Origin of the sequence: Pseudoalteromonas phenolica, assembly GCF_001444405.1 — a bacterium.
Taxonomy (GTDB): domain Bacteria; phylum Pseudomonadota; class Gammaproteobacteria; order Enterobacterales; family Alteromonadaceae; genus Pseudoalteromonas; species Pseudoalteromonas phenolica.
The window spans coordinates 3,079,670-3,106,607 of record NZ_CP013187.1; the positions used below are offsets into that span (position 1 = coordinate 3,079,670).

General features: G+C 41.3%; 25 protein-coding genes. 9 read left to right on the top strand and 16 right to left on the bottom strand.

Annotated features, from left to right (window positions below; genetic code table 11):
* The 3 genes from thrB to PP2015_RS13755 all read right to left on the bottom strand — a co-directional run bounded on the left by thrB (nucleotide 1) and on the right by PP2015_RS13755 (nucleotide 4,026).
* The gene (thrB, locus tag PP2015_RS13745; RefSeq protein ID WP_058030853.1) at nucleotides 1-939 is read right to left on the bottom strand and encodes a homoserine kinase; all 939 of its coding nucleotides are present in this window, start codon (nucleotides 937-939) and stop codon (nucleotides 1-3) included.
* Nucleotides 940-948: 9 nt separating this feature from the next.
* Nucleotides 949-3,363 (bottom strand): bifunctional aspartate kinase/homoserine dehydrogenase I, encoded by a 2,415-nt coding sequence (gene thrA / locus PP2015_RS13750; protein ID WP_058030854.1) that lies wholly within the window; start codon nucleotides 3,361-3,363, stop codon nucleotides 949-951.
* A 297-nt stretch (nucleotides 3,364-3,660) separates the two neighbouring features.
* Nucleotides 3,661-4,026, bottom strand: a complete 366-nt coding sequence (locus tag PP2015_RS13755) for a response regulator (RefSeq protein WP_058030855.1) — start codon at nucleotides 4,024-4,026, stop codon at nucleotides 3,661-3,663.
* A 224-nt stretch (nucleotides 4,027-4,250) separates the two neighbouring features.
* Here PP2015_RS13755 and PP2015_RS13760 point away from each other — a divergent pair, with 224 nt between their 5' ends.
* A complete protein-coding gene (locus tag PP2015_RS13760) occupies nucleotides 4,251-6,014 on the top strand; it encodes a sensor histidine kinase (protein WP_058030856.1) in 1,764 nt (587 codons plus the stop codon).
* Between the two features lie 115 nt (nucleotides 6,015-6,129).
* Nucleotides 6,130-7,041 carry a recombination-associated protein RdgC gene (rdgC, locus tag PP2015_RS13765; RefSeq protein ID WP_058030857.1) on the top strand — a complete coding sequence of 304 codons (912 nt, stop codon included), beginning with the start codon at nucleotides 6,130-6,132 and terminating at the stop codon, nucleotides 7,039-7,041.
* 73 nt (nucleotides 7,042-7,114) lie between these two features.
* Here the strand turns inward: rdgC and PP2015_RS13770 are convergent, their stop codons facing one another.
* The gene (locus PP2015_RS13770) at nucleotides 7,115-8,269 is read right to left on the bottom strand and encodes an iron-containing alcohol dehydrogenase (RefSeq protein WP_058030858.1); all 1,155 of its coding nucleotides are present in this window, start codon (nucleotides 8,267-8,269) and stop codon (nucleotides 7,115-7,117) included.
* Between the two features lie 166 nt (nucleotides 8,270-8,435).
* Between PP2015_RS13770 and PP2015_RS13775 the strand changes: the two genes are divergently transcribed.
* Entirely contained in the window at nucleotides 8,436-9,308 is an 873-nt protein-coding gene (locus PP2015_RS13775) for an AraC family transcriptional regulator (protein WP_058030859.1), read from the top strand.
* Here the strand turns inward: PP2015_RS13775 and PP2015_RS13780 are convergent.
* Nucleotides 9,305-9,754, bottom strand: a complete 450-nt coding sequence (locus tag PP2015_RS13780) for a GNAT family N-acetyltransferase (protein ID WP_058030860.1) — start codon at nucleotides 9,752-9,754, stop codon at nucleotides 9,305-9,307. The two genes, PP2015_RS13775 and PP2015_RS13780, sit on opposite strands and share 4 nt — an antisense overlap.
* A gap of 64 nt (nucleotides 9,755-9,818) precedes the next feature.
* Nucleotides 9,819-11,813: a transketolase gene (tkt, locus tag PP2015_RS13785; RefSeq protein WP_058030861.1), complete on the bottom strand. Its 1,995-nt coding sequence runs from the start codon at nucleotides 11,811-11,813 to the stop codon at nucleotides 9,819-9,821.
* A 263-nt stretch (nucleotides 11,814-12,076) separates the two neighbouring features.
* Between tkt and metK the strand changes: the two genes are divergently transcribed.
* Entirely contained in the window at nucleotides 12,077-13,264 is a 1,188-nt protein-coding gene (gene metK / locus PP2015_RS13790; protein WP_058030862.1) for a methionine adenosyltransferase, read from the top strand.
* Between the two features lie 282 nt (nucleotides 13,265-13,546).
* On the opposite strand, the gene PP2015_RS13795 is transcribed toward metK, so the two are convergent.
* The 3 genes from PP2015_RS13795 to PP2015_RS13805 are packed head-to-tail and all read right to left on the bottom strand — an operon-like array spanning nucleotide 13,547 to nucleotide 16,641.
* The gene (locus PP2015_RS13795; RefSeq protein WP_058030863.1) at nucleotides 13,547-14,392 is read right to left on the bottom strand and encodes an HDOD domain-containing protein; all 846 of its coding nucleotides are present in this window, start codon (nucleotides 14,390-14,392) and stop codon (nucleotides 13,547-13,549) included.
* Between the two features lie 51 nt (nucleotides 14,393-14,443).
* Nucleotides 14,444-15,118, bottom strand: a complete 675-nt coding sequence (locus tag PP2015_RS13800) for an SRPBCC family protein (RefSeq protein WP_058030864.1) — start codon at nucleotides 15,116-15,118, stop codon at nucleotides 14,444-14,446.
* A 2-nt stretch (nucleotides 15,119-15,120) separates the two neighbouring features.
* Nucleotides 15,121-16,641 carry a CYTH and CHAD domain-containing protein gene (locus PP2015_RS13805; protein ID WP_058030865.1) on the bottom strand — a complete coding sequence of 507 codons (1,521 nt, stop codon included), beginning with the start codon at nucleotides 16,639-16,641 and terminating at the stop codon, nucleotides 15,121-15,123.
* 165 nt (nucleotides 16,642-16,806) lie between these two features.
* Between PP2015_RS13805 and PP2015_RS13810 the strand changes: the two genes are divergently transcribed.
* Entirely contained in the window at nucleotides 16,807-17,418 is a 612-nt protein-coding gene (locus PP2015_RS13810) for a TIGR04211 family SH3 domain-containing protein (RefSeq protein ID WP_058030866.1), read from the top strand.
* 66 nt (nucleotides 17,419-17,484) lie between these two features.
* Here PP2015_RS13810 and PP2015_RS13815 read toward each other — a convergent pair whose 3' ends face one another.
* Together PP2015_RS13815 and PP2015_RS13820 are read right to left on the bottom strand one after the other, a co-directional pair.
* Nucleotides 17,485-18,048: a phosphoribosyltransferase gene (locus tag PP2015_RS13815; protein WP_058030867.1), complete on the bottom strand. Its 564-nt coding sequence runs from the start codon at nucleotides 18,046-18,048 to the stop codon at nucleotides 17,485-17,487.
* A gap of 122 nt (nucleotides 18,049-18,170) precedes the next feature.
* A complete protein-coding gene (locus PP2015_RS13820; RefSeq protein WP_058030868.1) occupies nucleotides 18,171-18,881 on the bottom strand; it encodes a tRNA1(Val) (adenine(37)-N6)-methyltransferase in 711 nt (236 codons plus the stop codon).
* A gap of 68 nt (nucleotides 18,882-18,949) precedes the next feature.
* Here PP2015_RS13820 and srmB point away from each other — a divergent pair, with 68 nt between their 5' ends.
* Both srmB and PP2015_RS13830 read left to right on the top strand, forming a co-directional pair.
* Nucleotides 18,950-20,182 (top strand): ATP-dependent RNA helicase SrmB, encoded by a 1,233-nt coding sequence (gene srmB / locus PP2015_RS13825; protein ID WP_058030869.1) that lies wholly within the window; start codon nucleotides 18,950-18,952, stop codon nucleotides 20,180-20,182.
* A gap of 69 nt (nucleotides 20,183-20,251) precedes the next feature.
* Nucleotides 20,252-21,037, top strand: a complete 786-nt coding sequence (locus tag PP2015_RS13830) for a hypothetical protein (protein WP_058030870.1) — start codon at nucleotides 20,252-20,254, stop codon at nucleotides 21,035-21,037.
* Between the two features lie 16 nt (nucleotides 21,038-21,053).
* Here PP2015_RS13830 and PP2015_RS13835 read toward each other — a convergent pair whose 3' ends face one another.
* On the bottom strand, nucleotides 21,054-22,211 hold the full coding sequence (locus tag PP2015_RS13835; RefSeq protein ID WP_058030871.1) for an MFS transporter: 1,158 nt from the start codon (nucleotides 22,209-22,211) through the stop codon (nucleotides 21,054-21,056).
* Nucleotides 22,212-22,306: 95 nt separating this feature from the next.
* Nucleotides 22,307-23,086, bottom strand: coding sequence for a peroxide stress protein YaaA (gene yaaA, locus PP2015_RS13840; protein ID WP_058030872.1), 780 nt, complete (start codon nucleotides 23,084-23,086; stop codon nucleotides 22,307-22,309).
* Between the two features lie 247 nt (nucleotides 23,087-23,333).
* On the opposite strand from yaaA, the gene tal reads away from it, so the two are divergent.
* Both tal and PP2015_RS13850 read left to right on the top strand, forming a co-directional pair.
* Nucleotides 23,334-24,284, top strand: coding sequence for a transaldolase (tal, locus tag PP2015_RS13845; RefSeq protein WP_058030873.1), 951 nt, complete (start codon nucleotides 23,334-23,336; stop codon nucleotides 24,282-24,284).
* Between the two features lie 235 nt (nucleotides 24,285-24,519).
* Nucleotides 24,520-24,711 (top strand): DUF3545 family protein, encoded by a 192-nt coding sequence (locus tag PP2015_RS13850; protein WP_058030874.1) that lies wholly within the window; start codon nucleotides 24,520-24,522, stop codon nucleotides 24,709-24,711.
* An 85-nt stretch (nucleotides 24,712-24,796) separates the two neighbouring features.
* Here the strand turns inward: PP2015_RS13850 and ung are convergent, their stop codons facing one another.
* The 3 genes from ung to cobO are packed head-to-tail and all read right to left on the bottom strand — an operon-like array spanning nucleotide 24,797 to nucleotide 26,933.
* Nucleotides 24,797-25,456 carry a uracil-DNA glycosylase gene (gene ung / locus PP2015_RS13855; protein ID WP_058030875.1) on the bottom strand — a complete coding sequence of 220 codons (660 nt, stop codon included), beginning with the start codon at nucleotides 25,454-25,456 and terminating at the stop codon, nucleotides 24,797-24,799.
* Nucleotides 25,456-26,340 carry a cobalamin-binding protein gene (locus tag PP2015_RS13860; RefSeq protein ID WP_058030876.1) on the bottom strand — a complete coding sequence of 295 codons (885 nt, stop codon included), beginning with the start codon at nucleotides 26,338-26,340 and terminating at the stop codon, nucleotides 25,456-25,458. Before PP2015_RS13860 ends, ung begins: the two co-directional genes overlap by 1 nt.
* Entirely contained in the window at nucleotides 26,340-26,933 is a 594-nt protein-coding gene (gene cobO, locus PP2015_RS13865; RefSeq protein ID WP_058030877.1) for a cob(I)yrinic acid a,c-diamide adenosyltransferase, read from the bottom strand. The genes PP2015_RS13860 and cobO overlap by 1 nt, the downstream gene beginning before the upstream one ends.
* Between the last annotated feature and the right edge of the window lie 5 nt (nucleotides 26,934-26,938).

Genomic DNA, 26,938 nt, shown 5'->3' on the forward strand with positions numbered 1-26,938 from the left:
TTATTCTCCTTGTGAAATGGCACGCGTGCCTTTATGGTCTAGCTTACAAATATGGCTAAAACCGTGTTCATTAATATAGTATTCGTTTAACCAAGCTTGACACTGCTCTGCCGCTTGTTTTGTTTTACAAATCGTAAAGAGTGTGGGACCTGCACCTGAAATACTTACCAGCTCAGCGCCAAGTTTAGGTAGCGCTGTTTTAGCTTGTGTAAACCCAGCGATTAAAGCGTGTCGATACGGCTCTGCCATATCATCTTTCATCAGAGAGAGCGCTAAATCGAATTGCTCTGTTTGCATAAGAAGACAAAAACTCGACAAACGCTGTGCAAATTCAATGGCTTCTGAGCTGCTTCTTTGCTTTGGCAATACAGAACGCGCTTTTGCAGTATTTAATGCAAAACCAGGATAAGCTGCGACATAGTACCAATCGGAATCAACAGGCACAGACAAAGCTTTGTTAGGCACAAGGTCAGCGGTCAATTGCAAACCACCTAAATAACAAGGCGTGATGTTGTCATAATGGCGAGCGCCACTGACTTTCGCTTCAAAATCGGCCATTAATTCAATCAGCTCAATTTGACTTAAATTTGTTTGCGCAAACTCATTCAAAGCAGCAAAAGTCGCTACCACAGAGCAGGCACTCGAACCGAGACCTGAACCAATTGGTAAACGTTTTTCAAGCTCGAGATAAACCGACGGCATACTTGGTGCCACATGTTCACGAAAATGGACTAAGCACTGATAGGCCAAGTTTTCATGGGCCTCACCCGGTAATTTATCGGCATAAGGGCCTGAACAAACAAACGTGTCTTGCTCTGCAGCTTTAACATTTACCACATCACCAAGTAATTCACCGCTTATTGGCGCAAGTGCAGCGCCTAGTGAATCAAAACCAACACAAAAGTTGCCGATAGACGCTGGTGCATAAAAACTAATCATAACGACTCCTTAACGCGACTGTGTTTTTAAGATATCTGCAAACACACCCGCTGACGTCACCTCAGCACCCGCGCCATATCCGCGAATAACAAATGGGCGTGGTTGATAGTATTGACTCAAAATTGCCAAAGCATTTTCACCATCACGGATATCATAAAGTGCATGTTGCTTATCAACCGCTTCTATACCCACTTTGCATTTACCGTTTTCGATGCTGCCGACATAGCGCAACACCTTACCTTCACTCGCGGCACTTTGAATTTTGTCAGCAAATGGCGCATCAAGTTCAGGTAACTTAGCCATAAACTCATCAACACTTGTACCTGGCGCAAATGACTCAGGAACAACCGCTTCAACTTCAATATCTGACAACTCTAATTCAAGGCCTGATTCACGAGCGATGATCAAAAGCTTACGCGCGACATCCGTTCCTGATAAATCATCTCGCGGATCGGGTTCTGTAAAGCCATTCGCTTTCGCCTTTGCAGTCGCTTCTGACAAACTTAAACCATCTTCAAGTACACCGAACATATACGAGAGTGAACCAGAAAGAATACCGTTAAATGACAATAACTCATCACCTGCACCAAAAAGCAGTTGTAAGTTGTCTAGTACCGGCAGGCCTGCGCCCACGTTTGTTTCATATAAGAATTTGCGCTGACGTTTTTGCGCTGCACTTTTTAAAGACTGATAGTATTTAAAACTCCCTGTATTGGCTTTTTTGTTTGCAGCAACCACATGGAAGCCCGCATCTAAAAAGTCATAGTATTGATCTGCTAGTTGTTGTGACGAGCTACAATCCACCAGCACAGGGTTAATAAGGTGATTCTCTCTAACAAACTGCTCTACTTTAGCCAGCTCAAAACCTGAAGTTTGTTGCTCCAATTGATCTTGCCATGCACCAAATTCAATGCCGTTTGCATCCAGTAAAAGCTTGCGTGAATTTGCCACACCATAAAGGTTAAGCTTGACATTACGCTGTGCTAGCCAATCTTGCTGTTTTTCAAGCTGCTTAACCAGTTCTTGACCGACTAAACCGCAACCTAATAAAAACACATCAATTGAAGGTACATGAGTGAAGAAGTTTTCGTGACAGACTTTTACCGCATCATTACACAGTGCACCATCTACCACAGCTGAGATTGCACTTTCAGTAGAGTCTTGAGCAATGGCCACGATATTAACTTGCGCTTGCGCCAGTGAATCGAAGAACTTAGCAGCAAGTCCTTTGTGTGCTTTCATGTTATCACCGACCAAAGTCACAATAGCCAGTTCGCGTTGTACTTGTACAGGTTCAATCAACCCAGCTTGCGACTCAAGTTCAAATGCTTGTTCAAGCGCGCTTAAGGCTAAATTCAAATCTTCTTCATGCACACAGAAACTGATGCTGAATTCGCACGATGATTGCGTGATCAAAACAATAGAAACATTATCATTGGCAAGCGCACTAAAAACACGTGCAGCCATGCCAACTTTGCCTTTCATGCCTGGGCCAGACACCGTCAACATCGCCAAATTCTCTAGCGATGAAATGGCTTTAACAGTTTCGTCGCTCTGGCATTCATTTGAGATCACAGAACCTGGCACATCAGGATTATGAGTATTTTTAATTTCACATGGCACGCCAACTTTCGCACACGGTAAGATCGTTTTTGGATGCAGAACTTTAGCGCCAAAATATGACAGCTCCATCGCCTCTTTATAAGATAAACTGTCTACCTTGCTGGCTTTTTTGATAAAACGCGGATCGGCATTATAAACGCCATCAACATCAGTCCAGATTTGACAGACTTCGGCTTTTAAACAGGCCGCTGCTACAGCTGCAGAATAGTCTGAACCATTGCGGCCTAAGGTTGTTAGTTCACTTTGGTTATTAACCCCTGTAAAGCCCGGCATAATATAGAAATCAGCAGGTTGCGACTTTAGAACTTCTGAAAAGCGCAGCTCGCTCGCAACTAGGTTTACCTCAGCATCAAGATGCCCGCCCTGAGTCTCGATACATTGCGTTGCTTCTAGGTATGTAGCCCTTTGACCTAGCATGGCAACCATTAGTGCAACACTCACTCTTTCCCCAAAGCTGATCACAAAGGCATTAACTTGCTCTGGGCAATGCTTAAGTAATTTAACCCCTGCTAGCTTATCACTTAGCTCAGCAAAGCTTGGCCAATGAGCGACAACAGAGTCTAACTGCTCGACTTCACGCTTTAAACTGTCCGCACGATTTAGCAAAGCCTGCCACTGAACACTGTAGTCAACACCTTGCTCAGCAAGCTTAGCTAACTCAACAAGTTGGTCAGTCATACCGCCTGGGGCCGAAAGCACCACTAAGGCTTGCTCGCCTGCTTGAGACTCGATCAATTGCTTGACCCGTTTGAGACAATCAAAGTCGGCGAGCGAAGAGCCGCCAAATTTTAAAACTCGCATAATTTTTTCCTCATTCCAAAAACGAAAAAAGGCCTGTGTTCTAAGTGAACACAGGCCTTTTTCTAATGCGCAACGACCTATGCCACTATCCAGTCAGGATGGTGGTTGTAATAATGGTCGTAATTGAATTCATTGTTTTCATAATTATTAGACTGCCCGAAAATCAGACAGCATGCAACCGTCTTTATTGAAATTATTATGCAAAAAACTCAAGTTGAAATCGAATTAGTGGTAAAAATAGACCTTGATGTAACGTAATTGAAATAAAAAGAAGAATTTAAAAAGGGGAATGAGGACTTACCTAAGCCCATAAGTATGCAAAATATTTAGCAACACGTCAGGCTTAACGGGTTTTTCAATAAATGAAATTGCACCAAGTTGCTTAACTCGCGCTTTCATTTCTGGTTGAATATCAGCTGAGATGACAATAACAAAAGTTTCTATGACTTGTGACTTTACAGCTTGCAAAACCCCTACACCATCCAATTCTGGCATAGTTAAATCCAAACAGAGTAAATCTACTTGATGGCTGTTTAAAACCTCTAGGGCTTCAATTCCATTTTTAGCTTGTAAAATTGTTGCGTCATATGCAGATGACAAGCAGCGAATCACTTGTTTGCGGGCAACAACAGAATCATCACAGACCAAAATAGTAAAGCTCATTTTATAAACTCATTCACTCGAAATTAACCTACTGCTAGCACCTTATTTAAAATGTCTTATAACATATTCATCTTAAAGCACTAAATGAGATCGATATAATATCTAACCAAACAATGGCATTGTAAACAATAATGGCAGATAAATATTTATTTTTACGGCTTTATTAGCTAAGTTTAAATACAGACGTATCGCTTTAAACAAAATCAGGGAGCCTAGCTTCATTCATGCTACAAAAAAGCCTATCAAAAAAGCTACTTACGAATGTGCTATCGGTTTACTTTTTGTTAACTTTTCTTGTCACATGTGGTCAAGTAATTACTGAGTATATAAATACTAAAAATTATATTCAGAACGAGTTAACCATGTTGCAAAAGACCTTTAGCCGCAGTTTAACGCGCGCTATTTGGGAATTAAACACCAAGCAAACTGTTACTACCGCTGAAGGCCTACTTGCAATACCTATGATTGAAGGCATTATCGTACGTGACGATAGTGGCGAGATTATTTCTCAATTGGGTCGCTCTCTTGATATTCATGAATTGTATAGTCAGCAACTCGTTCAAGAAGAAGTTATCATCGAAGATACTCCTTCAGGCTTGTTTGGTTATACCTTTCCATTAATTTTCGAGTTTTCTGGTAGAGCAACCCAAGTTGGCGATGTCACACTCTTTTCAAGCCGAGAAGTGGTACTTAGCCGTATTATGTTATCGATTTACTTCTTGCTTGGTAATGCCGTTGTTAAAACCACTTTCTTAATCATTTTATTTTTAATCGCTTTTAGAAAATTACTCACTGAGCCCCTTACTGACCTAACTGAGCAGATAGAAGCATTTGAGTTAAATGATGACATTGATGGCCAACGCATTGATATAGGTACAACTGAGCGCAATGAGTTAAAAGTCATGGAGGAAGCTTTCAATAAATTGATAGATAAAGTCAGTGACTATCGAAACCAACTTGATGACACTCAAAAAGAATTACTTATTAGCAACGAGAAGTTAGACCAACACAATTTGCAATTAGAGCAAGAAGTTGCTCGCAAAACATCAAATCTCAGCCAAGCCATGATGGATTTGCAGCAGCAAAAATATGAGCTTGAGAAACAAAAGCTCACACTCACAGAAGAAATCGATTTACGTCGTCAAACTGAACAAGAGTTACTGACTAAGCAAAAAGAGCTTGAGCGTTACTTGGATGAACTAAACATGGCACAAGAGCGTCTCGTTGGCTCAGAAAAAATGGCTGCGCTTGGTGGTTTAGTTGCAGGTATTACTCACGATATCAACACACCAGTTGGTATTGGCGTAACCGCGACCTCGTTCTTGCAAGAACGGTTAGAACAAATCGAAGCAGCCTATAAAGACAAAACGCTTTCTCCAAAAGCGTTAGAAGAGTTTATTAACGATGCCAAGCAAAGTACCAGCTTATTAACCACTAATTTAGATAGAGCATCTGAACTGGTTGCTAGCTTTAAACAAATTGCCGTAGACCAAGCTAGTGAAGCGGTGCGCAATATCAATTTGAAGCAGTATCTTGCTGAGGTTATTCGTTCACTGCACCCTAAATTAAAGAAAACCAAACATGCCATCAATGTTGAATGCCCTGAAGATCTCCAGCTGAATTTACCTGCTGGCGCAATTAGCCAGATTTTTACCAACTTGATTATGAACTCACTTATTCACGGCTTTGAAGGCATTGATCAGGGCGAGATTAACATTGAAATTAAAAACGATAATGACGATGTGGTTATTCATTACAAAGACAATGGTCGTGGTGTTAGCCAAACTCAACTTGAAAAGTTATTCGACCCTTTCTTTACCACAAAACGTGATCAAGGTGGCAGTGGCTTAGGCACCCACATCACCTTGAACTTGGTGAAGCAGACTTTAAACGGTGAAATAGAAGTGAGCAGCGAAGAAGGAAAAGGCTTGAGCTATATGATCCGATTCCCAAAAACGCTACAACAATCGGCTAATATGTTCGATTAAAATACAGCTTTCTAAGACTGAGTTAAGCCCTGATTATTCGGGGCTTAATTTTATCCCCCAAGTAAAATAAATATTGCTATCATAGCCAACATTAAAATCAGTGGATAATAACAATATGTGGTTCAGCAACCTGATCTGTTACAGATTCAAACAAGACGTTTCATATAATCAAGAAGACTTTGAAAAAGCCTTAGAGCAAGACGTATTCCGCCCTTGTGGTAGTCAAGAAATGAATACCTTTGGCTGGACAAAAGCATTTGGAAAACACGGTCAAACTTTATCTCACTTCTCTGAAAAAAGCATTTTAGTTTGCGCAAAACGTGAAGAGAAAGTACTTCCAGCTTCAGTCATCAACGACATGCTGGCTGAAAAAATTGAATTAATTGAACGCGAAGAAAACCGTCCAGTTAAGAAGAAAGAAAAAGATGAGCTTAAAGAAAACATCTTAAGCACATTGCTTCCTCAAGCTTTCAAAAAATCGAGCTTACAATTTGCTTTTATTGATCAAGTAAATGGCTGGGTTATTGTAAACAGTGCAAGCTTTAATAAAGCCGAAGAGCTACTCGCACTACTTAGAAAATCATTAGGCACCCTGCCTGTCGTGCCTGCGTTTGCTAACTATGATTTAGATGTATTCTTAACTGATTGGCTGACTCACTTTAACGCCCCTGATGGCTTCGCGATTGGCTCAGATGCAGAGCTACAAGAACCTGACGACAACGGTGCGCAAGTTAAATTAAAACAACATGATTTAGCCAGCGATGAAATCAAAACCCACCTAGAAAATGGTAAGCGAGTAACTAAACTTGCACTTGACTGGCGTGAACGTGTGAAGTTCATTTTACAAAATGACGGTACATTAAAGCGCTTAAGCTATGCTGATGCGCTAAAAGAGCAAAATGCCGATATTCCAAAAGAAGATATGGCCATTAAGTTAGATGCCGATTTCATCTTAATCACAGAAGAAATTAAAGAGCTACTTGAAGAACTCACTGCAGGGTTAGGCGATAAAGAAGATTTAGCTTAGTCTTTTATTCAAAGTACAAAATGAATTCTTAAACTAGAAAGGAGCCTTACGGCTCCTTTTTTATAAGATGAATTTACTTCGCTGCTAACAATATCTCTTTAACGATATCTAACGTTAGATCACCGGTTTCACTTAATTGAGTTAATCCCATTTTTTCCATATTAGCTACTACCGTATCAATGCCTTCATCATCAATACCATAGTGAGACAATGCAGTCACAATATCTAACGAGTTGAAGAACGCTTCTGTCTTATCTATCGCCTGATTAATTTTCTCGTCTTCAGTGCCGTCTGTGATGTCCCAAACACGCTCAGCAAATTGAACTAGCTTGTCATGCTTTTGCGCTTTACGTGCTCTTAATAGGCTAGGAAGAACAATGGCAAGTGTACGACCATGCGCAATACCGAACATCGCAGTCAGCTCATGGCCAATCATGTGAGTAGACCAATCTTGTGGTACACCAACACCGATAATACCATTCAGAGCAGATGTAGCTGACCACATAAAGTTTTTACGTGCCGCCAAATCATCACTTTGGTAAGTAATTGGGCCATCTTCAATTAAGGTTTTTAGAATCCCCTCAGAGAACCTATCTTGCACTTTAGCGCCGACAGGCTGAGTAAGGTATTGCTCTATCACGTGCACAAATGCATCTGCTACGCCATTCGCCACCTGCTCTTTCGGTAAAGAAAAAGTAAAGTCTGGGTCTAATACTGAAAATTGAGGATACACCAATGGCGATGTGATTGGATATTTTTGCTCATTGTAGGTCACCACAGAAAATGCATTCATTTCTGACCCCGTCGCAGGCAGTGTTGCAATACAACCTAGTGGCACCGCTTTTTCAACTGGCACCGGATTAAAGCCGTGGAACAGTAACGTATGATGATCTTTATCAGCACTCGCTGCTAAAGCGATGAATTTTGTACCATCCATCACTGAGCCACCACCAACAGCAAGTAAAAAGTCGATGTCGTTCTCTTTCACCACTTTTACGGCTTTCATTAAAGTCTCAAATTGTGGGTTTGGCTCAATACCACCAAACTCTATTACTTCACGATCACCTAAATTGCTAATCACTTTTTCTAGGGTGCCAAAGCGCTTAACGCTCCCACCACCATATAAAACCAGTACTTTTGCCGATGCTGGGATAAGTTTATCTAGTTCACCCAGTCTATCTTGACCAAATACGATGCGAGTCGGATTGTAAAAATCAAAGTTTTGCATAATGTGCCCCTATGTGTTTTGTTAAGTACAGAATAGCAACTCATAGCTTTATTAAAATGACTTAAACCATCAATTTCATGCCTAAAACTCTCACTCTTGATAAGTTTAGTTAAAAACACTTCCCCACTTGCTATACTAAATCCATCAAATAACTTGGTGACAAACGATGCAATCACTCATTACACAACTTGAACAATTGGCGCCCTCTGAGGGTTATAATCACACCTTCATTCATGGTGTTGGTATCTATAAAAGTAGTGAAAGCGCAGTAAGAACGCCTCTGTGTTATAGCCAAGGCATTATTTTTGTTTTGCAAGGCCAAAAAAGGGTCTTTTTCGATGAGCAGATCTATACCTATAACCCAGATAATTATTTAGTGCTCACCGTACCTTTACCTGCTGAATGTGAAACACAACTCACAAACAACAACCCATTACTGTCATTAATCATCGATTTTGACATACCTGTACTCGGAGAATTAGTAAGAGTTTTTGATGAACATGGAAAACTGAATAGCAGTGATAAAATGAGCAATGCAAAGGGCCTATTCGTCAGCGAAAATACGGATGCTTTATCTTGCACGCTCACTCGATTAGTTAACTGTTTAAGCTCAAAGTTACAATCTGACATTATTGGAAAAGGATTGGTACGGGAAGTCTTTTTTCATGTATTGCAAGGCCCACAAGCGTCGCCTTTATTTGATCTCGTCTCACACAATACGCACATGTCTAAAATGGAGCGCACGCTAAAACATCTACATAATAACTATAATGACAAGCTAGATGTTGAACAACTCGCCAGTATGGCAAATATGAGCGCCTCAACGTTTCACCGTAACTTTAAACAGATAACGGCCTCGTCACCTATTCAGTACGTAAAAAAGCTTCGGTTATCTAAAGCGAAAGATTTACTGCAAGACCAAGGGATCAAAGTAAAACAAGCTGCTGCGCAAGTAGGTTATGAAAGCGCCACCCAGTTTAGCCGCGAATTTACTCGCTACTTTGGTATCTCACCCAGCGATTATGCCAAAGCGAATTAAAAGTGCTTTTCGAAAAATAGTAACTGATGTTCACCATGCCGACAGCGCTTAAATTCTCGATAGCCAAGCTTACGATAGATGTGTTGCCCTCGCTCATTAAAGTCAAACACATCTAACCAGATCCGTTGACATGCATAGTGTTCAAGGCAATATTGTTCCATAGCTTGAATCGCCAACTGCCCTATCCCTGCACCACGCTGGCCGATGACGATGCGCCTAAATTCAACGATTGTTTCTGACTCTAAAGCGAGAATAATAAAACCAGCCAACTGTTCATTTTGAAAAACTGACAAGTATTGAATTGTGGGCTCTTCCATACTGTTCAAGTGCTGCTCTTTGGAGTTAGCCAAGATAAATTCGCCCACATCAGCCTGCTGCTCCCACGCCACCAAATCATCTAAATGCGCTGCAAGAGTTGGAAACAGTTTAATGTTCAGCTGTGACATAATTTTTCCTAAATAAAAACCCGCAACATGTGCGGGTTTTAAATTACTTAATATGCTTTATAGATTAAGCAAATAAACGGTTAGCTTGTGCTACCACATTATCAACTGTGAAGCCGAAGTGCTCAAATAGCTCACCAGCAGGTGCTGACTCACCAAATGTTGACATACCCACTACAGCACCATTTAAGCCAACATACTTGAACCAGTAGTCAGCAATACCCGCTTCAACCGCAACACGACGTGTTACTGCTGCTGGTAAAACGCTTTCTTTATATTCAGCTGACTGTGCATCAAATACATCTGTAGAAGGCATAGACACAACACGTACCTTTTTGCCTTGTAAACGAAGCGCTTTTGCTGCATCAACAGCGAGTTGTACTTCAGAACCTGTTGCAATCAAGATAAGCTCAGGGTTGCCGTCACAGCTAAGTACATAACCACCTTGTTTGATTGCAGCAACTTGTGCTTCATCACGAGCTTGTTGCTCTAAACCTTGACGAGTAAAGATAAGTGACGTTGGACCATCTTTACGTTCAATCGCTTGCTGCCAAGCAACAGCTGACTCAACTTGGTCACATGGACGCCAGTTCACTAGGTTAGGTGTTAAACGCATGCTGGCAATTTGCTCAACCGGCTGGTGCGTCGGACCATCTTCACCCAGACCAATTGAATCGTGAGTATAAACAAAGATGCTTGGCTGCTTCATTAATGCTGCCATACGTACCGCGTTACGCGCGTATTCCATGAACATTAAGAAAGTTGCGCCGTAAGGTACGAAACCTTTGTGCAGTGCAATACCGTTCATGATTGCCGACATACCAAATTCACGTACACCGTAGAAGATGTAGTTACCTGATGCATCATCAGCCGTTAAGCCCTTCGAACCTTCCCATAGTGTAAGGTTAGAACCTGCAAGGTCAGCTGAGCCGCCCATAAACTCAGGTAGAATTGGACCAAATGCATTCAATGCATTTTGTGACGCTTTACGTGTCGCAGGGTTAGCTGGATTTGCTTGAAGCTCTGCAATGTACTTTTCAGTTTCAGCTTGCCAGTTTGCAGGGAGTTCGCCTTTCATGCGACGCTCAAACTCAGCCGCAAGCTCAGGGTATGCCATTTGGTACTCTGTGAATTTCACTAACCAGTGGCTTTGTGCTTGTTGACCACGAGAAGAAGCATCCCACTTCGCGTAGATATCTTCAGGGATTTCAAACGCATCGTGATCCCAACCAAGGAATTCACGTGCTGCTTTAATTTCTTCATCACCTAATGGTGCACCGTGACAATCATGGCTTCCTGATTTGTTTGGTGAACCATAACCAATCACTGTCTTACAGCAAATAAGTGTTGGCTTGTCAGTTTCTGCACGTGCCGCTTCGATTGCCGCTTTAATTGCATCGCTATCGTGACCATCTACGTCAGCAATTACATGCCAGCCGTAAGATTCAAAACGCTTAGGTGTATCATCGCTGAACCAGCCTTCTACTTCACCATCGATTGAGATGCCGTTGTCATCCCAGAATGCGATAAGCTTACCAAGGCCTAGTGTACCGGCTAATGAACAAGCCTCATGCGAAATACCTTCCATTAAACAGCCATCGCCTAAGAAGGTGTAAGTGAAGTGGTTCACAATATCAAATTCGTCACGGTTGAATTGAGCTGCAAGTGCTTTTTCAGCAATCGCCATACCTACCGCATTAGTAATACCCTGACCAAGTGGGCCAGTTGTTGTTTCTACACCTGGTGCATAGCCATATTCTGGGTGACCCGGTGTTTTAGAATGCATTTGACGGAAGTTTTTCAGATCATCAATAGAAAGATCATAACCGCTCAGGTGCAACAAAGAATAAATAAGCATAGAGCCGTGGCCATTTGACAGAATAAAGCGGTCTCTGTCAGCCCACTCTGGGTTGCTTGGGTTGTGCTTTAAATAATCGCGCCATAGTACTTCTGCGATATCAGCCATACCCATAGGTGCTCCCGGGTGACCAGACTTAGCTTTTTGTACTGCGTCCATAGACAGAACGCGAATGGCATTTGCAAGTTCTTTGCGTGACGGCATGAATTCTCCTACCTTTAATTGTGTTGCGCTGAAATGTCAGTGCCTTCATTCTGACTCATTTATGGTACTTACTGCAACGTATATACCTGAGAAAACGAGGGCTAAACTTGTATATTTCAGGATCTGCAATTGAAAAAATCTAATTCAGACGTCTAGGCGTAAAAAAACTAGGCAAGTTAATTTGTTTTAGATAGAATACGCCCCTTATTTTTTCGCGCTATCCCCGATGTTCGTGAAGCGCAATATTTGTGAGCATAGATACAATGGCAAAACACTTATTTACTTCTGAGTCTGTTTCTGAAGGTCATCCGGATAAAATCGCTGATCAGATCTCTGACGCGGTACTAGATGCAATCATTACGCAAGACAAACACGCACGTGTTGCTTGTGAAACTATGGTTAAAACAGGCGTTGCGATCATCTCTGGTGAAATTTCAACAGATGCTTGGGTAGACCTAGAGTCAATCACGCGTAAAGTAATCACAGATATCGGTTACACGTCTTCTGATGTAGGTTTTGACGGCGACACATGTGGCATCATGAACCTTATCGGTCAACAATCACCTGAAATTGCACAAGGTGTAGACCGCTCTAAGCCTGAAGAGCAAGGTGCGGGTGACCAAGGTCTAATGTTTGGTTATGCAACGAACGAAACACCAACGCTTATGCCTGCGCCTCTTTACTACTCACACTTGTTAGTAGAGCGTCAAGCTGAAGCGCGTAAATCAGGTATCCTACCTTGGTTACGTCCTGATGCTAAGTCTCAGGTAACTTTCGTATATGAAGATGGTAAACCTGTTGCTATCGATGCAGTTGTACTTTCAACTCAGCATAACCCAGACATCGAGCAAGATGCACTAGTTGATGCCGTTATGGAAAACATCATCAAACACACGCTACCTGCAGAGTTATTAACTGAAGATACTAAATACTTCATTAACCCAACGGGTCGTTTCGTGATCGGTGGTCCAGTAGGTGACTGTGGTCTGACAGGCCGTAAAATCATCGTTGACACATACGGTGGTATGGCACGTCACGGTGGTGGTGCTTTCTCTGGTAAAGATCCATCAAAGGTTGACCGCAGTGCAGCATACGCTGGTCGTTATGTTGCTAAGAACATTGTTGCAGCAGGCCTTGCTGATAAGTGTGAAATCCAAGTTTCTTATGCTATCGGTGTAGCTGAACCAACGTCAATAACAATTGATACATTTGGTACTGGTAAAGTGTCTGAAGAGAAGTTAGTTGAGTTAGTGCGTGAGCACTTCGACCTACGTCCTTACGGCATTACTAAGATGCTAGACCTACTTCACCCAATGTACCAAATGACTGCTGCGTACGGTCACTTCGGTCGTGAGCCGTTTGAAATGACGGTTGGTGATGACACATTCACAGCATTTAGCTGGGAAAAAACAGACAAAGCAGACGCACTAAGAGCAGCTGCTGGCTTATAATTTTAAGTCATCTGTTAAAAAGGCGCTTACCTGAAAAGGAGCGCCTTTTTTAATGTCTGTAATTAATTTACTTATACCAATCCGCAATAACACTTAATCATTTCGAGGGATTAAACCTGATGATAGCTGCGTTAAAGATTTCTCATTTAGAACAACTAAATAACGAAATATTTGCCTTGCCTACATAGATGTAGGTACCTCAGCGATAGCAGGACACGTGAACGATGTTACCAACAAGGCTTTCTTGCCTCGAAATAGACCATTTAATTAAGCGGATTGGTATTAATGAATAAAATACTCTTCTACGTCTTCTTTCAAATCAACATATTCATCATCACTCAGTTCTAATGCAATCATCACTAAATCTTTAAATACATGCCAATCACCACACGGCCTAAAGTATTTTGCTTCGAAAGCTAAATTCTCAGCGAGTTTCATCGTCGCAAAAGTCGCTTTCAGTGTAGGGTCCGTTTCTTCCTTTAGATATGACTCATCATGATGACGTAGAATCATCTGGCAGATAGGCTTAGGAAGATGCCATGACGTTGCCAAATAATACCCTACAATAGTGTGGCTAACTGGATAAATTTGCTCTTCGTAGTATAAGAGACTTTGCTCACCTCTTTGATAAGCTCGCGACATTAATTCATTATAATTTCCAAATCGCATCGCCATTGCGGGTATACCAGAGTCATGGAATAAACCAAGTAACTGCAGGTTTTCGAGTGGTACAGTTGCTTTAATTTGTTTTCCTATCGCTATAGCTAATTGAGACATATCGCTGGCATGATCCCAGAATCGCTGCAATGAAATACAACAATCCTCTTGTTTAAAGGCATTTTTAAGTAAGTGCCCCGTCACTAATTGTGTAATACAGTTTACCCCCAAAAACATCACCGCCTGTCGAATATCGGTAATTGTTCGAGACATACCATATGCGGGAGAGTTGATCACTTTTAATACGGCTGCCGCAGTGCCTACATCTTCACTGATGATTTCTGCGATATTCCCCAACTCAGGTTCATCACTATTTAATTCATTTTGTAAGTTTTGCAGTACTTCAGGCTTTGAAGGCAAACTAAAACCAGATTTCAGATCTGCCAATACCTTGTCATCAATGTCGATCATAGGTGGAATCTTTTCGCTATAGGTTAGCTGAGTGTAGTAGAGGAGAAGTGATTACTCAAAAGTCGAACAAGAAGAAGTGATAAAGTTATTCTCAGCCTGATACTCTTTTTTATAGATTTGCTTAGCCATATTTTGAAAGGTCTTCTTTACCCCTTTAAGTGCGGTTTTGTTGCTCAACCAAGTGGGGATTTTACCTTGTGGATCAGCATAAATTTGATGTCTTATAAGCAAGGTATTTGAAGTTTCTTCAAGTAACCAACTTCCTTCTATGGGTGAAACAAAGATATATTTCTTAAATTGTTCTAATGGCAAAAGTTGCGCTCTTTTCAGCTCGTCTACGGACTTTATCAATAACTTAGATGTCGTCTTTGATACGCGTTGATGACAAGAGTGTGTGAGCATTATTCTATCTTTCACAGGCCAAGGCGCATTCAATCTAGTAACAACTATATTTTCAGCTTTTTTAAACAACGGAAGGGATTTAACACTTTCGACATTACTTAACCACTCGGGCGCATTATCTGTATCGTTTAGAAGGTTTAAAAAAGCTTGACGATTTGTGTTAGTGAAGCTGGCTTGAGCCTTAATTGCGATTAAGCCAGACGCCTGTTTTTGATAGCTGATAGATAGATTGTCTTTGCTATACCAACTTTGCCAATTGGCATAGACTTGTGAGGAAGGCAATAAGAGCAAACTCCACAAAAGGTATTTATGGAGCATTTTCATAATTAACGCCAATACGGCATGCTATTGAGCGAAGCTCTGCGGCTTTGTTCCATCGCTTGAACAAGAAAGTCTGCTTTTTTAGAAAGCCATAACTCTATTTCTTCAAGCTCAGGGAGGTTTTGTTGCTCGCAGAGGGTTTTTAAGTAAGACAATGTCTCTAGCTCATAGATGCCATAGGCGATATCAATCCAAGGTGTTCGGAATGCTTGTCTTGTTTCTTTGTCATATAAAGACCCTAAACAATTACCACTCAGCAAAGCGCAATCTAACAAAGAACGCAGCGAAAGATAATCTTGCGTGCATAAATCTTTGCCCTCAGGCAATTCTGATTGAAGTTTTCTCCAGTCTTTCTCAAAAGCTGCTGTCGCCACCTCTTTGATAGGCAACTCAGCCGCGGATACTGCATGCTGGCTCCACTCCTGACGCCATCCTTTATCAACTAACCAACGAGTTAAAGCTAACAATAGCTTGTTATAGCGTGGACTGTGGAATAAGTCTTCTAAATCTGTGATGCTAGGCTGCTGTGTTTTTAAATCATCAATAAGTGTTGCTAATTCATCCGCATTATTTATTTTTTTATAATAGGCATGACGCTTTGACGTGTAAGTTTTTAGATGAATCGCATCTTCGACCCAATCTAGCTCATTTAGAAGCCAATTCATTTCACCGAGTAAGCGCTCCGTAGCATGGCCTTCAACAATGGGCTCGAATAATTTAAATGCATGTTTAATCAGGTTAATGCCGTCTATGACACGTTTAAGTGTCTTCAAACTTGGTTTATTAAAGTAACACTGCTCATGTTTTTGCACGAACTCAATACCATAGTTCACACACTGCACAAGCGCTTGTTCTTGCGTTGCATGACGATTTAACTTCACAACACCAATGTATTTATTAGGCTTCAATGGCTTATCGTCAGCAAGGCGATAACCTCTAGCTGCCTTTGAATATAAACCTAGTCGCAATCCGCCTAAGCTAATTAAATGCTCGGCAAGTAAAAATAGATCGCTACGCTGACCTTCAACGAGTTCAATCTCTAACTCAGAAATAACTTCAACCTGACCCTGTGCAACAATTTCACCTTTATCGAGTACAACCTCAATTTTTGAGCCATGCTCTGTTTCAATAAGCCAAGTTCGACGAATAAAATTAGTGCTAAAAATTGGAAATAAGTTGTCACTAATGGCTGTGATCTGCATGCCATGTGGCCAGATTTCTTGTTTAAACGCCAAAATATTTGGACGCGGCGTATCAATAGGTAAGTTGTATTCAGGACGCTGATGAAGACCACCGACTACTTGCCCTGCCAACTTGATTGTTTGCTCACATTGTTCATCACAACAACGTGTTCTTAAACCGATATCTAATGCTCTTAGCTCACGGTTTGGTGTATCAAAGTAGGCGTTTTTTAGATTCTTGGCGGGTTTATTTTTCACAGTTTTTGCAAACTGCATGATGAGTCCTGGAATAAGAGGAACTTCATTATCTGAAAGTAAAAACTTCAGTTCTATTTCAGTGTCCATTAGGGCAAGTCATTACCTATATAATTGTAGAACGGTAAAAATATACAAAGCAGCGGGTATTTGCAATCTTTTTGCAGCAAGTTCAAGGAAGTTTAGTGCTTCACTTGATATTACTCCTTGAAATTCATACTATCTCAACAAATAACTCTCTATAAAGGGTCACGGATGTTAAAACGTATCTTGGTGCCGACACTTTTCGCACTTTTTTCACACTATTCTCTCGCTGAAGACATTCAAACCATAGAAAATAGTAACAGCAGCGAAAATACAGCATATATCTCAGATAGCTTATTCGTTTATGTACATTCTGGACCGGGTAAAAACTTCCGTATTGTTGGTTCTGTAAATGCTGGCAGCCAAATTGAAATTATGGCGGGTAATGAAAATGGCTTTCAACAGATCACCGATGATAAGGGCCGTGAGGTATGGGTTGAAACCCAATTTGTTTCAACCCAACCTGGGCTTGCACACCAATTGGATGAGCTAGGTCAACAACTACAACAATCACAGCAAGCACTCAACGATGCCCAAACTGACTTACCTCGCTTGCAACAACTTAATCAAGATTTACAAGCTGAAAATCAAAACTTACAGCAAACTATTCAGCGTTTAGAAAAGGCGGTGACAGATGAAAAACAAAAAGCGCTCTCTTCTGAACAAGCAGAACAACATTTAATGCTCACCTACGGCGGCGGTGTTGGTGTTGGTGGATTACTCATTGGGGTTGTACTAACCCTATTCTTATCACGTAGGAAACGTTACGATGGTTGGGCTTAGTTCAACTAAATAAATATTAAAAAAACCGCATGTCAAAATGCGGTTTTTTTATTTTTATCTGCAAAATTATTTAGTGAATAACTCACTGATATTACTCAAATCTGATTTGCCCTCTGCAATTTCATCTGGGGTTAAACCTGATAGTTCGTGCGGGAACACTAACCACTCATCTGATTCATGGATGAAATAATCAGGCTTCATAGGTACCTTGGTATTCTTTGGCTTGTAATAAGGGCACGCTGTGCGAATGTCTTTAGGCAAATTTAAACGCATCAGCTCAGAAAGCTTTTCTTTTAACGCGAAAATACTGCGGCCTGAATCAAAAACATCATCCACAATTAATAGTGAGTCATCTGCATTCGCATTTTCGATGATGTAATGAAGACCATGCACTTTAATTTCTTTAGATTGCTTGCCGATACCGTAGTAAGAAGATGTGCGCACAGCAATGTGATCTGTCTCTATGCCTTTGTAATCATAATACTCTTGTACAGCGATACCGATAGGTGCACCACCTCGCCAAATACCAATAATGAAGTCAGGACGGAAACCGTCATCATAAACTTGCGCGGCTAAACGAAAAGAATCCTCAAGCAACTGCTGTGCTGTGATATAGCACTTATCTGACATACAAACCCCGTGAAATATTTATAAAAAGAAAAGGTATCCAGCAATTAAAATAGCTAGATATAACCTTGTATTCTAGCGCATCTAAATCAAAAATGCGCAAACTACCCAATAAAGGAACAACTTTACATTTTTAAGTAAAAGTCACGACAAAGCACAATGAAATCCGCACTATATTGACCATTTTCATGAATACATAACAACGTATGCTCAGGTTCAACAAAACCGCTGTTGGCTGTATACTCAAACTCGAGCAATAATCGACTTATCGCTTTGCGTTCTGTCGTTTTCACCTCGCATTTACGCACAAGATGCAAGTCTTGTTTTTGCGCCAGCTCAATAAACTCTGTTCCTTCTTGATAAGGTAAGACTACAGCCAGACGACTTCTAGAATGAGATAAACGCTTAAATTCATTCAGTAACGCATTGAAACTCAATGAATCCGTATGACGCGCTAAATTTCGCGATGCCGATGGACCTTTTAAGCTATCGTTAAAATAAGGTGGATTACTGATCACTAAATCATATTGAATATCGCTCTGAAAATTTTGAATAGCAGATTGATGTACAAAAATATCATCCTCCCACGGGCTGTTTTGAATATTCAAATTTGCATCTTGAAACGCGCCAGATTCAATCTCAACGGCTGTCACAGCTAAGCACTCAGCACGTTGCTTGCACATCAAAGACAACAGCCCCGTACCTGCACCGATATCTAACATGCTTTTTACCCCTGACAAATTCACCCAGGCACCAAGCAAAATTCCATCGGTTGAGACCTTCATTGCGGTATTCTCTTGCTCAATACAAAACTGCTTAAACACAAAGCCTGCCATAATCTCGCTTTTCCAAATTCACTATCACGCGTATAATTGAGCACATTGTCCTTTATTTATGATGCACTATGCAATTTTCTGAATTTGATCTAGACGGTAAAGTCCTCTCAGCTATTGATAAAATGGGATTCAAAACCGCCACCAGCATTCAACAACTTTCTATTCCTGAGGGTTTGATGGGTCGAGATATTCTTGCCTCAGCACCGACAGGCACGGGTAAAACAGCTGCGTTTTTAATTCCTGCAATCCAATATTTGTTAGACTTTCCACGTCGCGATCCAGGCTTTGCACGTGTATTAATTATGACGCCTACCCGTGAGCTTGCTTACCAAGTACACGAACAATGTCAGTTACTTGCGGCAAATACTCACCTTAAAATTGGTGTAGTAACCGGTGGTATTAACTACGGCAGCCACAAAGAAATCTTCGAAAAAAACAACGATATCCTAATTGCGACGCCGGGTCGTTTGATGGAATATCTTGAAACAGAAAACTTCCACGCAGAAAACGTGGAACTACTTATTCTTGATGAAGCCGACCGCATGCTAGACATGGGCTTCAAAAAAGAAATGCTACGTATTTGTGATGAAGCTAAAAACCGCCGTCAGTGTTTCTTATTCTCAGCCACCCTTGAAGGCGACAGTGTTGAGTTATTCGCAGATCGCATTCTAAATGACCCAGCCTTACTTGAAGCTGAGCCATCGCGCAAAGAGAAAGGAAAAATTCATCAATGGGTGCACCTAGCTGATGACTATAATCACAAGCTAAAACTACTTGTTGAATTACTGAAAAACGAAGAAGAAGTTCAAAAAGCCATTGTCTTCGTTAAAACCCGTGAGCGACTAGAGAAGCTGGTTGGTGAGCTATACTCTCACGATATTAAAACCACTTGGCTCCGGGGTGAGATGCCTCAAGACAAACGCATGACAGCCATGGCCAACTTCCAAGCAGGTCGTACGCGTATCCTTGTTGCGACTGACGTTGCCGCGCGAGGTATTGATGTTCAAGACATTACCCATGTATTTAACTTCGATATGCCGCGTACTGCTGACATTTATGTACATCGAATTGGCCGTACAGGTCGCGCAGGTAAAAAAGGCACAGCAATCTCTTTAGTTGAAGCCCACGACATGGCAATTTTAGGCAAAGTTCAGCGCTACACTGAACAGCAACTAAAATCACGCGTTATTAAAGGCTTAGAACCAAAGAATAAACCAGCTAAGCTACCTAAGAAGAAAAAAGACCCAGCGAAAATAAAAGCGAAGAAAAAGGCAAAAGCCAAAGTTAAAAAGAAGAAATAGCTCTACAATTAACTTATAGTAAAAGGGTCCGAGAATGGACCCTTTTTAATTTCCAATAAGGATATTGTTATGACCTTAACTGAGCAACAGCATACTGAATTAGCGGAGTATTTAGCTCACCTGCGCATTAAGGCCGATATTGATCTTATAAAAGATTATCCACACTTTTCAGGCAAACCTTACCCACTTGGACGCTGTAAAGAAATTCGCAATGCCGTATTTAAGGTTTTGAAAAAAGAATTGGCTTCAAACTCTCATCAAGCTCTATCACCGCTAATTACAAAGCTACAAGCAGGTCATGAAATTAAACAAGTATGGGGCTCTTTAAGAGACGAATACTTTCAAAACGCCATGATAGTCGATGATCTCTATATTGATGTTGCTAACGATACCGTTAACCCGAATAAACCTAGGGTTGAGATAACACCAGTTGCTAATTCAGGCTTCTCTGCCATCACCAGCTTCGAACAGTTCTGTACTATTGCGAAAAGGTATTGGCAAGTAACACTCTACAGAAATGATGTTTTTCCAGCGCTTGCGCCTTACTTCCCGATTGTATGTATCGGCGAAAATAACAGTTGCTGGTTTGGGGCAGCAACCAATGAAATGTTGGAACTCGCTATGAGTAGCGAATTTAATCAGAGTAAGCATATATTGTCTTTGCTACCTCCATGCCCAGAACAAGCCATAAATAAATGGCGCAGCTTGACAATATGTGATACTGAGTCGCTATTACAAAAAACGGGATTGCCTGAGCAGTTTATCGAACAATATAAAAATAAAGCCAAAGATTTAAAGCAACGCGATAGCATAGTGAGTAGTTTTTTTAAGTTACCAGCTGCAATTACGCTATAGGTTTTTACGCTACAGGCTATATGGGTGTTAATTTAGGCTTTAATCGCCAAATAATAGCCGCAGCTAAAAGCATCACAGGGATAGTGAACATATTTAATAACTGCCACCCTATTTCAGCTTCAAGCCAGCCTGCCCCCAGTGAGGAAATCGTTACCATACTAAAAACGAGAAACTCATTACTGGCCTGTGATTTAGCCCGCTCATGAGGCAAATAGCTCTCGCTCACCATTTGAGTCGCGGCAATAAACATAAAGTTCCAGCCAACCCCTAATAAACACAATGCAACTAAGAAATGCCAGTGGCTTAGCCCCATTAAATTCACCAAACAACATAGCAATACAATGACTACACCCGCTTGCATGATATTGCTCTGACCAAAGCGATTAATTAGCTTACCGGTAAAAAATGAAGGTACAAACATCCCTAAAACATGCCATTCAATCACAAGTGCTGATTCAGCAAGATCATAACCATGGCGGTGCATCGCCAAAGGTGTGGCGGTCATCAATAAGTTCATTGTGGTGTAGCTGATCATCGCAATCAGTACTGCGAGCAAAAACTTAGGCTGCGTCATAATCTCAGATAGAGGCCGTTGAGGTTTATCTGAACTTGCTTGACTGAGTTCATTAAACTTCACAAGCTGTAATAAACACAAAGCCAAAATATACAGCCCCATCAAGGCAACAAAAGCATTGGCATAATTAATTTCAGGGTAATGATTATTCACCCACACCGCTAAATTTGGACCTAACACCGCGGCCACGACACCACTGGCCATCACCGCAGAAATTGCAGTGGCAGGGTTGTCACTCGCTTCAATGGCAGCAAAACGATATAGAGTTGCGAAGCCAATACCAACGCCGATAAAGAAAGTGGCTAACGCAAATAGCCAAAACTGGCTATTCAATAATGAATAAAACCCTAAAACGGTACCGCTGATACCGATAAGATTTCCCAAGCTAAAGCCTTTTTTACGGCCTATTTTCGCCATGAGTAATGAGGCGGGAACCGTTGTCAGTAATAGCCCCAGCATTTGTGTTGCTACCGGTAAAGTTGTGAGTGCACTCGATGGACTTAATGCTTGGCCTACAAGCGCAGAAATCGTCACTAATAAGATATTACCTGTGGTCATTAAGCCCTGACAGATAGCCAACAAAAGGACGTTTCTATTCATTGTTACTCTGCATTGTATAAAGGTAAGTTGTCATAAAGGGGTAACAGTGCGAGCGGTGTTTAGCCCGCACAGGTCAGTGCATTATGAGTTGTTTCTTAGTTTTGTTCAGCGCGTAAGAAAACCGGCTCATTTTCTTTTTGAGTTGCTTCTGCACTGAAATAGTAACCAGCTACGTCAAATTCTTTTAACGCTGCAAGCGATGTCACTTGGTTTTCCATGATATAGCGCGCCATCATGCCGCGGGCTTTCTTTGCATAAAAGCTGATCACCTTGTATTGACCATTTTTACAGTCTTTAAAGACTGGGGTGATGATGTCTGCTTTAAGCGCTTTTTTGTTAACGGCTTTGAAATACTCGTTCGAGGCAAGATTTACTAATTGCGTCGCACTTTCAGCGGCTAACGCTTCATTCAGCTTTTCAGCGATCACTGTGCCCCAAAACTCATAAAGATTTTTGCCTCGGGTATTTTCAAGCTTAGTACCCATTTCTAAGCGATAGGCCTGCATCAGATCTAGCGGTTTTAGTACGCCATATAAACCAGAAAGAATACGTAAATGTGATTGCGCGTAGTTTAACGAGTCTTCATTTAATGAAGCAGCGTCTAACCCAGTGTATACATCGCCGTTGAATGCCAGTACAGCCTGTTTCGCATTCTCAGGTGTAAAAGGCTGTTCCCACTCGCTAAAACGTGCGGCATTTAAGCCTGAAAGCTTGTCACTAATTTTCATCAAACTGCCAATTTGCTGCGGTGATAATTCACGACACACGGTCATTAACTCTTCTGAGTGTTCAAGTAACTCAGGTTGCGTGAAAGTGTCGATATGCGCTGGCGTATCGTAATCTAAGTTTTTCGCGGGAGAGATCACTGTGATCATGGCTTACCTATTGACTTAAAAATTAATTAGTGTCAATTTCAACACTATCCCTTTGTTACTGCAAGTGAAGATTGTTAAGTAGCAAGTAAAGCGGGATATGTGCTCTTCTTCTTCCTTTGAATATTTATTTAATTCTCAACTTGTGAGTGTCAAATAAGGACAATTGACCTATTCATGCCATTCACGCTATTGCAACATAGGAGAAGTAGAGTTTGCCCATAAGCTGTAAGAGGAATGAGGAAACATAATGACATCAGCATTAGATAGGCTAAAACAGCATTCATCAATCGTTGCCGACACGGGTGACATTGAAGCCATTCGTAAGCATCAACCAGAAGATGCAACCACTAACCCTTCACTGCTTTTAAAAGCAGCTGAAATGCCAGCCTATCAAGCCTATTTAACACAAGCTTGGGATTACGCAAAATCGAATGAGTCTGACGCAGACAAACAAGTCGAATTAGCGTGTGATTACTTTGCCGTATTAATTGGTAAAGAGATTGCCAATATTGTCCCGGGTTACATCTCAACTGAAGTAGATGCGCGCTTATCTTTTGATACAGAAGCGACGATTGCTAAAGCCAAAACCTTACTTGCACTGTACAAAGAGCAAGGTATCAGCCAAGACAAAATTTTAATCAAGATTGCATCGACTTGGGAAGGTATCAAAGCGGCTGAACAGCTAGAGAAAGAAGGTATTAAGTGTAACCTAACGCTATTATTTAGCAGTGCACAAGCCCGTGCATGTGCTGATGCCAATGTTTTCCTAATCTCACCATTTGTGGGTCGTATTCTTGACTGGCACGTTGCTAACGGCTTAGAAAAACCAACTGATCCACTGCAAGACCCTGGTGTGCAGTCTGTTCGCAGCATCTACTCTTTCTATAAGCAGCATGGTTATAATACTGTGGTAATGGGTGCTAGCTTCCGAAATACTGGTGAAATCATTGCATTAACGGGTTGTGACAAGCTAACCATTAGCCCTGCACTGCTTGAAGAGCTTGGTGAGCTTACCGATGCACAAGAGTACTTACTTGAAAACGACTATGAAGTACAAGCTAAGCCTGCGCCATTAACCGAAGCGCAATTCCGCTGGCAGCATAACCAAGATGCTATGGCCACTGAAAAGCTTGCTGAAGGTATTCGTGCTTTTGCTGAGGCACAAGAAACACTAGAAGCGCGTTTTAAAGCACTATAGTTAATAAACATATTCAATATAAACGCCGCATTATGCGGCGTTTTTTTATGCCCAAAAGCTATGTTCCCCCGCGTTTCATCTTCATCAAACTGTTACCTTACTGTAACAAAAGCAACACATAGTTGTTTTATTTTTAAGCGAGTTATGGTATACCGAAGTTGCTCAAAACGTATATCAAATATACAGAGCTGACGAAAAACCGTCATTTGAGGTCAATAATCAATGGGAGAACATCATGGATAGCCTAGACGATATCATTGCAGTATTAGAAAGTCCTGAAACAACAAAACGCACCTCTTCAAAAAAACAAAAACGAAAATGGCGCGAAATTGAAGCCTTTAAAGACAAACAACGTCTTCGTAAAGAGCTACAAGATCTCGATTATTTTGCAGACAATTTAGATCTAGAAGAACTAGATTTAATTTAAAAAATGGCTCCTTATGGAGCCATTTTTCGTTTTTTTCAGTGAACTAATAGCAACCCTCATTAATACTTAGATTAAGAGGTTGATATTACACTTGCCAGTTAATTGGAGTTTTACTCATACTATCAAGTATCTCGTTGGTCTTTGAAAAATGCTGGCAGCCGAAAAAACCTCTGTGTGCAGACAAAGGGGAAGGATGAGGTGCATGTAAAATATGATGGCGGTTTTTATCTATATTTTTGCCCTTCTTCTGAGCATGGGCGCCCCACAGTAAAAACACGACGCCTTCTCTATGTTGGTTAATTTCATCAATCACCTTATCAGTGAACTTTTCCCAACCTAGATGTTTATGCGAATGTGCTTGTCCTTGTTCAACCGTCAATACAGTATTAAGTAATAACACACCCTGCTCAGCCCATGACATTAAATAACCATGATCAGGAATATTAAACCCTTCTATGTCCTGCACCAGCTCTTTATACATATTTGCCAGTGACGGAGGCGGTTTAATACCCGGCAACACCGAAAAGCATAAACCATGGGCTTGATCTGGTCCGTGATAAGGGTCTTGGCCCAAAATGACCACCTTAACCTGCTCAAAAGGCGTGGCATCAAATGCTGAAAATACCTGTTGCTCGGGGGGGAAAACAGTCACACCTTCACTGCGCTTTTGAGCGACATACTCTAGCGTGTCTTTAAGGTAGGGTTGCTGGCTTTGTTCAGCGATAAAGTCTGACCAAGTCTTCATTATGATTGCTCTTGATAGTAACGGCGAGATTGCGACAGTTTATCACATAAGTCAGCAACTCCATCGAGCGCGCGTACACTAAATCGGTGTAATAGATCGGCATTTACCCTAATAAACTGCTGATGCTCAACAGCCGGGATCTGAGGCCAGTCTTGCCAATTAGTATGCTGTACGTCTTTCTTTGTTTTCTCCTCAGGTAATACAATTACTTGCGGTTTAAACTTGAGTACATTTTCAATACTAATTTGCGGATAATCCGCTCGACTTTGAGCGAACACATTATTCACTTGGCAAATTGACAATACCTGATGGATCATGGTGTTTTTATTGACACTCATCATAGGCTCAGGCCAAAGTTGATAAAATACATCCAGCGACTTTGCATCTTGATATTGGCTCTGTAGCTTGGCTAAACGCGCATCAAATTCTTTAGCCACTTGTTTGGCTTGTGCTTGATGACCTGTTAGCTTACCAAACTTTATTAGTTGCTCAGATACTTTAGTTAAGTCATTGGTTTCACTATAAACCACTCTAATGCCTAGCTTCTCGATTTTTTCAAGATCGGCTTTTTTATTGCCAGTTTGCCACGCGATCACCAAATCTGGCTTTAAAGCCAATAACTTCTCAAGTTGAATACCGTGATAGCCACCAATTCTTGAGATCTCAAGCGCCTGCTCTGGATAATCTGCATATTCAACGGTACCGACAATTTTACCGCCCGCACCTATGGCAAATAAGTTTTCAACAATGTGCGGCGCTAAAGCCACAATACGTTGTGCTTTATGTTGAATATCTGGTTGTGACGAGTTATGTGATTGATTTGCTGCAACATATTGACTTGTAAGCAGCAGAAAGCTGATCAATAAAGTCCTGTTTAACCACATCAGTAGTCAAATCCTTTTAGTGCTTTAACACCAGATTCAAAAGCATGCTTCACGTTTCGCACTTCACTTACTGTATCAGCAAGCTCAGTTAAACGACGGTGTGCACCACGACCAGTCACGATCACAGACTGCATTTTCGGACGATTCTCGATGGCGCTGATAACTTCATCTAAGTCTAAATAATCGTAGCTCACCATATAGGTCAGCTCGTCAAGTAACACTAAATCTATGCTATCGTCTGCTAACCACTTTTTAGCTTGCTGCCAAGTTTCCTCCGCTGCAGCCGTGTCTGTTTCACGGTTTTGCGTTTCCCATGTAAAGCCGGTTTTCATTACCGCAAAAGGGACACCTACTTTTTCAAGTAAGTTACGCTCACCGCAGTCCCACATACCTTTAATAAATTGAGCTACAGCTGCATTTTGACCGTGACCGACACAACGCGTCACAACCCCAAAACCAGACGTCGATTTCCCCTTGCCATTCCCTGTGATGACCTGAAAAATGCCCTTTTCGATATTGGCAGCAGCGACCTTTTCATCCACCTTCTCTTTAACTTTTTGTTGCCTCTGTTGATGTCTATCTTGTTCGCTCATAATTC